This window comes from Accumulibacter sp. (assembly GCF_036625195.1).
In the GTDB taxonomy this organism is placed as follows: domain Bacteria; phylum Pseudomonadota; class Gammaproteobacteria; order Burkholderiales; family Rhodocyclaceae; genus Accumulibacter.
The window spans coordinates 4,231,344-4,243,891 of record NZ_JAZKUG010000001.1 but is presented as its reverse complement, the minus strand read 5'-3'; the positions used below and the strand labels follow the sequence as shown (position 1 = coordinate 4,243,891).

General features: G+C 62.2%; 10 protein-coding genes. All 10 read left to right on the top strand.

Features of this window, described 5'->3' with window-relative positions; translation table 11 throughout:
• The first annotated feature begins 39 nt into the window (after nucleotides 1-39).
• The 10 genes from V5B60_RS18665 to V5B60_RS18620 all read left to right on the top strand — a co-directional run bounded on the left by V5B60_RS18665 (nucleotide 40) and on the right by V5B60_RS18620 (nucleotide 12,547).
• Nucleotides 40-414: a hypothetical protein gene (locus V5B60_RS18665; protein ID WP_332349089.1), complete on the top strand. Its 375-nt coding sequence runs from the start codon at nucleotides 40-42 to the stop codon at nucleotides 412-414.
• Nucleotides 411-662 carry a hypothetical protein gene (locus V5B60_RS18660; RefSeq protein ID WP_332349087.1) on the top strand — a complete coding sequence of 84 codons (252 nt, stop codon included), beginning with the start codon at nucleotides 411-413 and terminating at the stop codon, nucleotides 660-662. The genes V5B60_RS18665 and V5B60_RS18660 overlap by 4 nt, the downstream gene beginning before the upstream one ends.
• Nucleotides 663-1,621: 959 nt before the next feature.
• Nucleotides 1,622-4,756: a DUF499 domain-containing protein gene (locus V5B60_RS18655; RefSeq protein ID WP_332349085.1), complete on the top strand. Its 3,135-nt coding sequence runs from the start codon at nucleotides 1,622-1,624 to the stop codon at nucleotides 4,754-4,756.
• Between the two features lie 3 nt (nucleotides 4,757-4,759).
• Nucleotides 4,760-5,386, top strand: coding sequence for a DUF3780 domain-containing protein (locus V5B60_RS18650; protein ID WP_332349083.1), 627 nt, complete (start codon nucleotides 4,760-4,762; stop codon nucleotides 5,384-5,386).
• A 97-nt stretch (nucleotides 5,387-5,483) separates the two neighbouring features.
• Complete coding sequence (locus V5B60_RS18645; protein ID WP_332349080.1) at nucleotides 5,484-5,717, top strand: antitoxin; 234 nt, start codon at nucleotides 5,484-5,486, stop codon at nucleotides 5,715-5,717.
• Nucleotides 5,714-6,115, top strand: coding sequence for a type II toxin-antitoxin system tRNA(fMet)-specific endonuclease VapC (gene vapC / locus V5B60_RS18640; protein ID WP_332349078.1), 402 nt, complete (start codon nucleotides 5,714-5,716; stop codon nucleotides 6,113-6,115). Before V5B60_RS18645 ends, vapC begins: the two co-directional genes overlap by 4 nt.
• Nucleotides 6,112-8,925 (top strand): anti-phage-associated DUF1156 domain-containing protein, encoded by a 2,814-nt coding sequence (locus V5B60_RS18635; RefSeq protein WP_332349077.1) that lies wholly within the window; start codon nucleotides 6,112-6,114, stop codon nucleotides 8,923-8,925. Before vapC ends, V5B60_RS18635 begins: the two co-directional genes overlap by 4 nt.
• A 35-nt stretch (nucleotides 8,926-8,960) precedes the next feature.
• Entirely contained in the window at nucleotides 8,961-9,215 is a 255-nt protein-coding gene (locus V5B60_RS18630) for a UPF0175 family protein (RefSeq protein ID WP_332349075.1), read from the top strand.
• A complete protein-coding gene (locus V5B60_RS18625; protein WP_332349073.1) occupies nucleotides 9,205-9,690 on the top strand; it encodes a DUF3368 domain-containing protein in 486 nt (161 codons plus the stop codon). The genes V5B60_RS18630 and V5B60_RS18625 overlap by 11 nt, the downstream gene beginning before the upstream one ends.
• A 61-nt stretch (nucleotides 9,691-9,751) precedes the next feature.
• Nucleotides 9,752-12,547: a phospholipase D-like domain-containing anti-phage protein gene (locus tag V5B60_RS18620; RefSeq protein ID WP_332349071.1), complete on the top strand. Its 2,796-nt coding sequence runs from the start codon at nucleotides 9,752-9,754 to the stop codon at nucleotides 12,545-12,547.
• Nucleotide 12,548 lies beyond the last annotated feature (1 nt).

Genomic DNA, 12,548 nt, shown 5'->3' with positions numbered 1-12,548 from the left:
GACTGGTATCCGTAATGGATCGCACGTGAAAGGAATCGCATGAACGCATTGATGGCCGAGTTGACGCCGTACATCCTGGCCGGTTTGTTCGGCCTGGTCGGCTGGTACTTGCGCGACAACCAGCGGCAGCACGGCGCTCTGGTCAACGCCGTGGGCAAGTTGTCCGAGACGATCGTCGGCCTGGAGCAGCGACTGGAAGAACGGGTCGAGACGCACAGTCGGCGTTTCGAGCGCTACGCGCTGGCGCAGGAGAGGCGCATGACGGAACTGGAGACCCGGTGCGCCTTCGAGCACGGGGACATCCCGGATCGACGGCAGCCGAGACAGCATCACGTGATCGACTGGCAGCAGGCCAGCGATGTGGGCGGCAGCAACAAGTCGGTCAAGCCGACTGCGAAGGCCGGAGGGCAGTGATGGCGACGGAACTACGCAGCAGGCTCGCTCCGGACGAGCCGGCGGCATATCACGAGTTGTTCCGGGTCGCCGCGCAAGAATCGCAGCAGGCTGAAGTGCTGCTGCAGCGGAGACTCCTCATCCGCGCCTACTCGCTGCTACAAGCCGTGTCCGTCGAAGCGCGCAACGACAACATGCCGGATGCCGTTGCCGAAGAGTTGATGCGGGATATCTCGCTGGCGCTCGACAGGCGGCCGACGTTGATTTGATGTGGACCCCGACACCGACCGCCGCCGAAGTAGCCGCCGCTCGCGGGGACGTTCCACATGGAGAACGACTGGTCTGCGGTGTGCTCGCGGCCGACGAACGGCAGGCGGCGCATCGGGGACTTCTGGCGGGGACGGAAGGCGAGGGGTTTGGTCTTGCGGGTCGGCGCGGACGCGCCAGTGGCGGTGGCATTCATGGCAGGACTCCTACGAAGCGTTGTGTCTTCCGCTTCCCCGCTTCCAAACGGGTGGGCGGAACCGTGCGGGTTGGAAGACCGGTCGTAGGCACCGGCAGGGCTCACACCCTCCCACACGGCCCGCCCATAGGGCTTGCCATGCGACGGACGAAAAAATACCGCACTGGTGGCGGCTCGTCCGCCTACGAATCCCGGGCTTCCAAACCCGCATCGCTGATGTGCAGCGACGCCAGAAGCATGCACCGAAACGCGAGGCGAAGTCAAGAGGTTGGCAGTGTGGTCTTGCGCGGCTATGCCAAATCTGTAAAATCGTTTCCGCAACCTAGGCACGCACCCCCGGAAATCATGGCGTTCCGGGCCGCCTGAACGCGCTTTGTTGCGGAAACGAATCGTCGCGCAAAGCCCGTGAAAGCTGAATTCTGCCAGAGACTCGAAATCAGGCGTAGGTGTGAGCCTACCGAGGGTTCGAATCCCTCCCTCTCCGCCAGGACACTGGCTGGAAACTCGCTGCAGCAACAACGAACACCCCGCTCAACGCCCTGTTTTGCGGGGTTTTTCTTGTCGACCTGTTGACCTCGCCTGCCCTGCGATAGCGGGTCCCGCTGATCTCTCGGCTCATAATCCTACGATATACAAGGGTCTCGCACGGAGAACTTGATCTGGGCGTGCACCATGACAGCACATCACCGTCAAGAGTCTGTTAACCTTGTGACCCATTCTGCCTCCCTCGACGAGCTTTCGTTCAATCGCGTTCGACGACGATCCATGACACTCAAGACTCTTTGCAATCCCCGAGCCTCCGTCTTTGCCGCCGACCGCCGGGCCACGGTGCTCAGCCTCGATACGTTCATCAAGGGTCAGGTTCACGGTTCCGAGTTTTTCGACGAGAACTACTTCACCAACGGCATGGTGACCCTGGTTGACCGTGCGTTTCGGCACCTCTCGGGCTCCGGAGCCGGTTCGTCAGTCTTCCTCCTGTCGCAGGCGATGGGGGGCGGCAAGACGCACAGCATGATCGGGCTTGGCTTGCTCGCTCGTGATCCGGAATTGCGCCGCCGCGTCCTGGGGGACAAGGACCCGGCACCCAAATTGGGGCGCTGTCGTGTGGTGGGCTTCAATGGACGCAACACCGATGCTGCGGGAGGGATCTGGGGGTCCATTGCCGAACAGCTGGGGAAGGCGGTGCAATTTGCCCGCTATGTGTCGCCGCTGCTCAGCGCGCCTGGCCCGGAGGCCTGGAAACAGTTGCTTGGCGGCGACCCGTTGGTGCTTTTTCTGGACGAGCTGCCACCGTACCTAGAATACGCGGTGACGGTTCCGGTCGGCAATGGTGATCTGGCTGTGGTCACGACCACGGCGCTCGGCAATCTCTTTGTCGCTGTTGCCGAGATGGACAACGTTTGCCTCGTCCTGTCCGATCTTGCCGGCAGCAATTTCAGCCTGGGCCAGGCGAACCTGCAAGCTGCGTTCGACCGTGCCGTGAAAGGCATCACCTCAGAGTCTCGTCGAATTGCCGTCCCGATCACACCGGTGAATCCAAACGGAGATGAGCTTTATCACATCCTGCGCAAACGGCTGTTTCAGAACGTCGCACCGCAGGCAGAAAGCGAGCGGGTTGCCGCTGCCTACCGGGATGCGCTGCGCGAGGCGGTTCGCATGAACCTGACGTCCACCACGCCGGAATCACTCTATACGCGAGTGATCGATGCCTACCCCTTTCATCCCGATTTGCGTGAGCTTGTCGGCAAGTTCAAGGAAAACGAAGGCTTTCAGCAGACCCGTGGCGTCATCCGCCTGATGCAGATGGTGGTCTCCGACCTCTGGAAATCGGAAAAAGCTGCTGCGAAGGACCTGATCAGTCCGTACGACATTGATTTCAACGTCGACGAGATCGCTTCCGAGATTCGCACCATCAACCCCTCGTTGAGCGAAGCCATTGCGCATGACATCGCTCACGGGGGCGACTCCGAAGTTGAGCAGATCGACCTGGCCAATGGGAATGCCGACGCCTCCGAAGCCGCGCGCGTCATTCTGGTTGCCTCCCTCTCCAGTACGCCAGGCGCCATTCATGGGCTGCGCGAGTATCAACTGGTCGATTGTCTGCAGCGGCCCGGTCGCGACCTCTCCACCTTCAAGGCCAACGTCGTCGACAAACTGGCGACGCGCGCCTGGTATCTCCACAATTCGGCAGACGGCCGCCTGTTCTTCAAGAACCAGCAGAATCTCGCCGCCAAGCTGCGTTCAACGGCGCTCTCATTGCACGCCGAAACCGTTGACCGGATGCTCCGCAAGCACCTGGAGGACTACTTTGCCGCTTCGCTCCGAGACTGCTACCAGGTCATCAAAGTCCTGCCCCCGCCCGACGAAGTTCAGGTCGAGCAGGAAAAAACCACACTGGTCATCGTGCGGCCTGGCGGCCAGGCAAACCAGTTGCCGATCTCCGTGGACTGGCAGGCGTGGTGGGGCCAGCAACAATACAAGAATCGCGTCCTCTTCCTCACCGGCTCGCGGGATACTTTCCAGAAGGTGCTCGATTCGGCGCGGCAGACTCGCGCCCTGCAAAGTATCGACGACGAACTCCGGTCGGAGAACACGCCAGCGGACGATCCGCAGTGGCGGGCGCTCGATGTTCTCCGCGACCGCGTCGGTCTGCAATTCACCGCCGCCCTGAAGGAAGCCTTCGACCAGATTGTTTATCCGTCGATCAGTTCCGCGCTGCGAGCCACCGGTACCGATCTCGCTTTCGCCGGCAACCAGAGCGGCGAGGCCACTATCCGCAGGACGCTCGAAGGCGCGCAGAAGTTCACGACCAGGATCGATGACGAGAGCTTCCGCACTCGGGCGGAGGTTCGCCTTTTCGGTTCGGCGCAGAGCAAAGTCGTCCTGTGGTCAGACTTCAAACGTGCCGCCGCAGTCAATACCAACTGGCCGTTGCACAAGATTTCGGCGCTCGATGACCTCAAGGCCGACTGTGTTCGGCGCGGGCTGTGGCGCGAAGAAGGCAATCACATCCGCCGCGGTCCGTTTCCCCCGCCCCTTCCCGAGGTTTCTCTTCGCGAACTCTCCGTGCAGGAAGACGGCGACGGTCACACCTATCTGAGAATCGAACCGCTGCATGCGCCGTCTCTCGTTTATGAAACCGGCGACTCGGACCCTACCAGCGCTTCCAGTCCCGTGCCGACGCCAAGCCGCTTTGAAGCTGTCGGCTTGCGTTACCGCTTCCTCGCCTTCGATCCTGCCGACATGGTCCGCGTCAGTGCAGTGAAGGAATGGACCGCGAAGCTTCGGTTGAAGTATCAGCTCCACAATCGCGGTAGTCATCACGAAGTGGAGCTGCTGGCCCTACCCAAGGCCAACGGGGTCACTATCCGCTACAGCACGGATGGTTCCTCGCCAACCAGTGCAGGCGCTGCGACTTACGATGGGCCATTCCGCGTGCCGGCGAATTGCCGCGTGGTGTGCGCCATGGCCGTATCAAGCGCCTATGACCTGAACTCCGAGACGCTACGGATCACCATCCCACAGCAAGGACCGGCGGTGCGCCCCCCGATAGATCCCGGACTCCCCGCCCGCTGGAACCAGCAGACCAGACTCGATGATGCCGGCGCGGTTTGGGACTTCATCCAGCGCTTGGCGGCAGCCAGCGGTGTCCGCGCACATGATCTCAGTCTCACCGCAGAAAGCAGCGATGGCCAGCAGAACGTCGACTATTCGGGGGCACTGGACGGCGGCTACGATGCCGATGCAGCAAGAGCGGTCGCGGAGAAGCTTCAGGAGATCGTCAAAGACGGCAGCCTGCGCATGACCGCAGGTGCGCTATCATTTCCCAACGGGCAGGCACTGCTCGACTGGCTCGTGGCCACCAAGCAGCCATTCAACGTTGCCAAAGTAAGCCAGTGAGCGATGGCAGTCGTTTCCTCATCATCCGCACGCAAAGTCGTCGGTCTCGGTTTTCTCCCGGACGAAGCGCGTCATGGCTTCCTGATCGACATCCCGAAGGGCAGTGGCGCCAGCGGACTCGTCTGCATCACCGAGCATCGCGGCGATGACCTCGACCATCTGGGTGCACGCGCCGTCGATGCGCCATCCCCCAACGACCCGTCACTGCGCGTGGTCATCGACCGCAACCGCTGGCTGGCGCTCGCCCCGGCTTTCTGGGAGGAGGCCAACCGCCGCCTGCGTGTCAACGGCCTGCCGGCCGCCAAGTTCCAGAAGAATCCCGGCAAGCCGGTGCCGGTTCATCCATCACTCGGCAAGGAGCTCTGCATCCTCTGCTGGGCGGTGGAAGACGCTTCGCCCGACGACATCCCGAACGCGCTGCACAACTGGGAAGCGCTGGCCCCCGAAGAGCGCTGGTGGCTCTACACCATGACTGTGGCCACCACCGGCCAGGCCATGCAGAAGGGTCTCGGCTGGCGCAAGGCGCTACGCGCCGCCATTGCGGACAACCCCTTTGTCAAAGGCGAGGGCCTCTCGCCCAAGGCACGCCGCGAGCTGCTCGGGCATTCGCAGCTCTCACTTTCCCTCTGAAGTCTTTGCTGACTCGCTGAACGCTTCCTCGATCTGCGGCTGACACCGCGACAACAAGTAGCTATCATTGGTAATCACCTTTTTTTCGGAGCTTCCCATGGATACCGCACGCCTCTTTCAATCGGGCCGCAGCCAGGCGGTTCGGCTACCCAAGGAATACCGGTTTGCCGGCACCGAAGTGGTTGTGCAGCATTTTGGCAATGGCGTTCTCTTGTTACCGATGGATGACCCCTGGCAAACGCTGGAAGCCGGACTTTCATTGTTCGAGCCAAGATTCGTCATGACACGGGAGCAGCCCGCGACGCAAGTTCGTGCCGAGATCGCCGCATGATCTTGCTCGACACCACTATCTGCATTTACCTCATCAACACCAGACCGCCTGAAGTGCTGGCGCGTTTTCATCAGTACCGACTGGGTGAGATCGGGCTGTCGAGTGTGGTGGCTGCGGAACTTGCCCTTGGTGTGGCCAAGAGCGCTTCGGTGCGCAATCGCCAGGCGCTGGAAATGTTTCTCGCTCCGCTGGAAATTCTCCCTTTTGATACCGCGGCGATGTGGGCTTATGGTGACCTGCGCGCTGACCTGGAGCGCCGCGGGGAACCGATTGGCTCCCTGGACACCCTGATTGCCGCGCACGCACTGAGCGTCAATGCCGTGCTGGTCACCAACAACACCCGCGAGTTTGCCAAAGTCCGGGGTCTGCAACTGGAAAACTGGGCGGCTACCGAATGAGCACCTTCATTGAGACCCAGTTCCCGATTGCCCGACTGTCTGCCGAGTCTTACAAGGAGCGCAAGGCGAACAACGGGCAGACGCTCACCCGCCTCGGCAAGTGGTGGGGGCGCAAACCGCTCATTCTGGTGCGCGCCTCCATCCTCGGCATGTTGATGCCCGCCTCGACTAATCCGAAAAGGGATCGGGAGATTTTTCTCAAGATTCTCACCATGGATGACGACGGGACCTGGCAGCGCAATAAAGGAAGAAACAGAAACCGCGCCACCTTCGACGCGCTGACTTACGCTGAACGCCTCAAAGACTGCGAACGGCCGGAGAACATTCCTGGTCCGACGGTGGAAGCCTGGGCAGAGATCAACGTCCACCTCGGCACCAGGGCCGCGAGCCTTGGCGAACTGGTGGAACAACTCGGCCAGCGTACCTTCGGCCACACGCCGCGCGTCGGGGATAGCTTCTGCGGCGGTGGTTCCATCCCCTTCGAGGCGGCACGCATCGGATGCGAGGCATTCGGGTCCGATCTCAACCCCGTTGCAGGCCTGTTGACCTGGGCCAGCCTCAATCTGCTGGGCGGTGGCAGGCAAGTGCAGGAAGAAGTCATGCGCGTGCAGGCCGAGGCACTCACTGTCGCTGACCGACAAGTGACGGCGTGGGGCATCGAGCACAATGCGCAAGGCGAACGCGCCGATGCCTACCTCTACTGCGTGGAGGTCAAGCCGGAGGGTTGCGATTACTTCATCCCGCTCGCTCCGAGTTGGCTGGTCGGCGAAAAATCCAAGGTGGTCGCCCGCTGGCAATGCACTCCTGGGTCGGACCAACTTACGCCTGAGATCGCGGTCGTCTCTGATGGTGAGCTGAAGTTGTACAAGAACAAGAAGGGGGCCACGGTAGTAGACAGCCGCGTCGTCGATCCCTTCGATCCCAGCCGCTCCTGGTCGTTGGAAGCGCTGCGCGGCCCGGAAGGTCTGCGGCGCTGGAGCAACGACGACCTCGTGCCCCGCCCGGGCGATGTGTTTCAGGAACGGCTTTATTGCGTCCGCTGGGTTGGCGCTGATGGGGGGCGCCGTTATGCGGCTCCCGACGACGCCGATCTGGCCCGTGAAGCGACAGTGCTCAAGCTGCTGCGCGAACGATTTGCGGACTGGCAACGCGAGGGCTTTGTCCCGTCCAAGGCAATTGTCAGCGGCTACAACACGGAGCAGCCGATCCGCGAGCGCGGCTGGACCCACTGGCACCACCTCTTCACGCCGCGGCAGTTGTTGACGCATGGCCTGCTGGCTGAAACGTCAGGACGACTCGCTAAATCAACGGCGGACCAAGTTGGATGCTTGCTTGGTTTGGGGCGGATGGCGAATTGGGACTCGCGCGGTAGCGCTTGGATGTGGCATGGATCTAACGAAAAAGGCGATCAGACTTTCAACAACCAGGCTTTGAACACACTGATGAGCTATTCGGGCAGGGGGCTTGGGAAGATTGCGCCAACTTTCCAACTTCTTGAGGGTTCATCCCCCATAACGGTCGGCTGCACCTGCAGAACTACGGTTGCTGATGCACGTGAGCTACGGAATACCTGCGACCTCTGGATCACCGATCCGCCTTACGCAGACGCAGTCAACTATCACGAACTTGGCGACTTCTTCCTGGCCTGGTACGACAAGCAGTTGGCCAAGACCTTCCCGGAATGGGTCCCCGACGCCCGCGCCGAGTTGGCCGTGCGCGGTGACGGCGAGGACTTCCGGCGATCGATGGTCGAGATATACCGCAACCTTGCCCGCCACATGCCGGACAACGGTTTGCAGATGGTCTTGTTCACCCATCAGAACCCGGCCGTCTGGGCCGACCTTGGCATGATCCTCTGGGCCGCCGGACTCAAGGCCACCGCGGCCTGGACGATCAGCACCGAAACTTCGGCGGGCATCAAGAAGGGCAACTACGTCCAGGGCACCGTCTGCCTGGTCCTGCGCAAGCGCATTGCCAACGAACCCGGTTTCCTCGACGAGGTTTATCCGATGGTCGAGGACGAGGTGAAACGCCAGATCGCTTCGATGCAGGCGCTCGACGAAGACGGTGAACCCAACTTCAACGACGCCGACTACCAACTCGCCGCTTACGCCGCTGCGCTCAAGGTGCTCACCCAGTATGGCAAGCTCGATGGCAAGGATGTCGAGCACGAAGTCTTTGCCGTGCGGGCGAAGAACGAGAAAAGCGACTTCCAGACGGTCATCGAGCGCGCCCTTGGCATCGCCTGCGACACCCTCGTCCCGCGTGGGCTGGACGCCTCGTGGCGCGAGCTGTCGCTCGTCGAGCGCTACTATCTGCGTGCGCTGGACATCGAGAGCCGGGGCGAGCGCCGCAAGGGCATGTATGAGGAACTGGCGCGCGGCTTCGGCGTCACCGATATCCGTCCGCTCCTGAAGAGCGACAAGGCCAACGGCACCCGTATGTGCACACCCGCTGGCCTGGCGGCGAGCCTGCTCGCTCCCGTCCACGGGGTGGAGTCCAATCCCGCGGCACTGCCGGCACGCCGTGGCCGCGCGGGCACCGGCGCGCCCCACCCGTTTGCCCTTTCACCGCTGCGGCACCTGATGTTCGCCATCCGCGAAACCGCTGCCGCCGACAACAGCCCGGAGCCTGGCCGGCAATACCTGCGCGATACCTTTGGCCAGGCTTACTGGGGCAAACGCGAAGGCTTCATCGCGCTGCTCGAATGGCTTGCGGCGCTGGCCAACGCCGAAGGAATGAACGAATGGACCACCGACTCCGAAGCCGCCCGCATCCTCGCCGGACGCCTGCGTAATGACCATGCCTGAGGTGACCCATCCCAGCCTGCTGCAAGGAGATCAACGTGACGCAAGTAACCCTTGACCTGCCCGAATCGGCATTCGCCACCCTGCATCAAGCGCCCAAGGAATTTGCGCAGGAGATGCGCGTCGCCGCCGCCGTGAAATGGTATGAACTCGGCCGGCTTTCGCAAGGCCGCGCCGCCGAGATCGCGGGCCTGACTCGGGCAGGTTTCATTGATGCCCTCTCGCGCTACAGAGTCAGCCCATTCCAATACACGGCCGAGGAGCTCAGCGAGGAACTGCGCGATGCGGATTGATGCGGCAGTGATCAACGCCTCACCGTTGATCACGCTGTTCCGTAGTGGCCAGGGTGCTTTGCTGCCGGGCTTGTTCAAACAGATCGTGGTGCCCGAAGCCGTATGGCAGGAAGTGGTCGTGCAGGGGCAGGAAGACCGTGCCGCGCGAGACCTGAGTGAGCAACCCTGGCCAGTGCGTGTGGACGTCGTGAGTTCGCCTCGAGTGGCCGCATGGGATCTCGGCGCTGGCGAAACGGCGGTGTTGAGCCATGCCCTGGCAAACCCGCCGCTGCGCGCCGTGATTGATGATATGGACGCCCGGCGTTGTGCTCAGACGCTGGGAATTCCGATGCTGGGTACGGGTGAGCTGTTGGTGCTCGCCAAGCGTCGCGGCCTGCTGGTCTCTGTCGGCGAAGGGATCGAAAAACTTCGCGCCTCGGGCTTGTGGCTTTCCGACGACATTGTTCGGATTCTGGAAACTCAGGCGGGCGAATAGGATGCGTGGATTCTGGCCGTCCATCCCGGTTTGGTATTGATCGTCAGCCCAGCTTTTGGCCATGCTCACTCGCCATTCCAGCCGCCGCAGCCGGCTCGACCAGACCGTCCTGAACCAGCGTCTCGACGGGGCCGTTGCCTACGATCGCATCGCCGGCTACTTTCGCTCCAGCCTGTTCGAGGTGGCCGGGGAAGCCTTGGCAAACGTTGCGGGGCCGGTGCGCATCGTCTGCAACGCCGATCTCGATCCGCAAGACCTCATCACGGCTGCGGCGGCACAGGCCGCGCTGCGCCGAAGCTGGTGTTCCGGCAAGCCGGAGGAAGCGCCACCCGCCGCACTGCCGCGTTACCGTGCCCTCTACGCAGCGCTGACCAGCAAAACGATCGAAGTGCGGGTGCTGCCCAATTCGGCGTTTGGCCTGATCCACGGCAAGGCCGGGGTCGTGCGGCGTGCCGACGGCTCGGCGACGGCTTTCCTGGGCAGCGTCAACGAAAGTGCATCGGCCTGGAAGCTGAACTACGAGTTGCTGTGGGAAGACAGCGACCCGGAAACGATTGCGTGGGTGCAGGAGGAGTTCGATGCGCTGTGGAACGACGCCCGCGCCGTGGATCTCGCCTGTTGTCCGTTCATCGCGCAGGACGTGCAGCGCATCATCTCGCGGAAGATCATCGAAGCGGCGGACATCAAGACTATCGCCGACCCCACCGGCGCCGCAGCCGCTGCTGCGGTGGAAACGCCGGTCTATCGTCGCGAACAGGGTCTCTGGCCGCACCAGAAGTACTTCGCGCACCTGGCTTTGGAACGGCACCGGCTGGGCGGTGCGCGTCTGGTTCTCGCCGATCAGGTCGGATTGGGGAAAACCGTTCAGCTCGCCATGGCTGCGCTCCTGATGGCGCTCGACGATCCCGACGGCGGCCCGATTCTGGTGCTTGCCCCCAAGCCACTTCTTCAGCAGTGGCAGGATGAATTGATGGAACTGCTCCTGCTGCCCTCTGCGCGGTGGAATGGCCGCGCCTGGGTGGACGAGAACGATCTGGAATACCCGTCGGACGGAGCGAAGTCGCTCGGCAAGTGTCCGCGCCGAATCGGTCTGGTTTCGCAGGGCCTGGTGGTGCGCGGTCTGTCGGAAGCGATCAATCAACTGCTGAACCGGCGCTACACCTGTGTCATCGTCGATGAAGCCCACCGCGCTCGCCGTCGGAAGGTGCCGAGGGTAGACGCTGACGCCGATGAGATCGACGCGCGGGCAGACCCGAACAAGTTGATGGCGTTTCTTCGGCAAATCGGCCCGAAGACGAAAAGCATGCTGCTGGCCACCGCGACCCCGGTGCAACTTCACCCGGTCGAGGCGTGGGATCTTCTGCATATTCTTTCCCACGGCAACGAGGGCGTGCTCGGCGGCTGGACGCAGACCAGCCCCTGGTTTCGACCGAGCCATTGCCTCGCCATCGCCATCGGCGATGCCGCAGTGCCCACGCGTGATGTGCGTGATGGCTGGCAATACGTTCGCGACCCGCTGCCGTCCCGGTTTGAAGACCCGTCATTCGACCGCATTCGCCGTAGCCTCGACGCCAGCGACACCCGCTGGCAATTCAAGCCCGAGAGCCTGGAAAAGCTGTCGCTCGCGATCCGCCGCGTCCAGCTCCAGAACAGGTTGCTCCCCCACTACGGCGAGAATTTCAACCCCTTGCTGCGCTGCGTCGTGCGCCGTACCCGTGCCTACCTCGAAGCCACGATCAATCCGGCCACGGGTGCCTATCTCTTGCCCAAGGTCACGGTGAAGCTGTTTGGTGAGGAAGACCAGGGCGCTCTCGTTCTCGGCGGCTACCTGCGCGAAGCGTATCAGGAGGCGGAAGCGTTTTCGTTGCTCCTCCAGAAACGGGTCAGGGGGGCGGGGTTTTTCAAGACGCTGTTGTTGCGGCGCATGGGCAGCTCCATGGAAGCAGGGCGGCGTACGGTGAGTAAACTCCTCGGCGAAGAACCCGACATCCCCGACGACGAGGACGAAGATGATGCCGAAGAGGAAACGCCCCCGCAAGTTGGCCGACCGCCGCAGGGCAGCAACGATTTCAAGAACTTCACCGATGCGGAAGTGACATCGCTGCGCCGCTGCCTCGACCTGCTCCGACAAGGTGGAACTAACGATCCAAAATTGGAAGCGCTGATCGGCTATCTTCGCGGGACCCATCCCGGTGTCACGCGTAGCTGGCTCGATCTCGGTTGCATCCTGTTCTCGCAGTATTACGATACGGTGCGCTGGATCGGCGATGAACTGGCAAGACGCGCCGAGTTTTCCGGCATGGAAATCGGGCTTTACGCGGGAAGTAATCGATCAGGCGTCTGGCGCGAAGGCAGGTTCCAGCGCTGTCGGCGGGAAGTACTCAAGGCACGTGTCAGGGCCGGCGAACTCAAGCTGCTGCTGGGTACCGATGCGGCCTCCGAGGGCTTGAACTTGCAGCGACTCGGTACGCTCATCAATATCGACCTGCCATGGAACCCGACGCGCCTGGAGCAGCGGAAGGGCCGCATCCAGCGGATTGGCCAGGCCCGCAGCGAAATCTGGATTGCCAATCTGCGTTACCGTGACTCCGTGGAAGACCGAGTGCATCAAGTGCTGGCCGACCGGCTGGAATCCATCCATCAGCTTTTTGGCCAGATCCCTGATACCTTGGAAGATGTCTGGGTCAAGATCGCGCTGGACGAGGAACAGGAAGCCCACCAGCTCATTGACCGGGCCGTGGCTACCCGCAATCCGTTTGATGCGAAATACAGCAAGGTTGAGGATGCGGACTGGGAAAGCTGCTCTTTGGTGCTTGATCCCCAGGCGGTGAAGGAGCAGCTTTCTCGGGGGTGGTGAT

Excerpts from the sequence above, each read along its gene's own strand:
- vapC (WP_332349078.1), top strand. The coding sequence starts at position 5,714 with ATGATCTTGCTCGACACCACTATCTGCATTTACCTCATCAACACCAGA.
- V5B60_RS18620 (WP_332349071.1), top strand. The coding sequence starts at position 9,752 with ATGCTCACTCGCCATTCCAGCCGCCGCAGCCGGCTCGACCAGACCGTC.
- V5B60_RS18635 (WP_332349077.1), top strand. The coding sequence starts at position 6,112 with ATGAGCACCTTCATTGAGACCCAGTTCCCGATTGCCCGACTGTCTGCC.
- V5B60_RS18655 (WP_332349085.1), top strand. The coding sequence starts at position 1,622 with ATGACACTCAAGACTCTTTGCAATCCCCGAGCCTCCGTCTTTGCCGCC.
- V5B60_RS18625 (WP_332349073.1), top strand. The coding sequence starts at position 9,205 with ATGCGGATTGATGCGGCAGTGATCAACGCCTCACCGTTGATCACGCTG.
- V5B60_RS18665 (WP_332349089.1), top strand. The coding sequence starts at position 40 with ATGAACGCATTGATGGCCGAGTTGACGCCGTACATCCTGGCCGGTTTG.
- V5B60_RS18650 (WP_332349083.1), top strand. The coding sequence starts at position 4,760 with ATGGCAGTCGTTTCCTCATCATCCGCACGCAAAGTCGTCGGTCTCGGT.
- V5B60_RS18645 (WP_332349080.1), top strand. The coding sequence starts at position 5,484 with ATGGATACCGCACGCCTCTTTCAATCGGGCCGCAGCCAGGCGGTTCGG.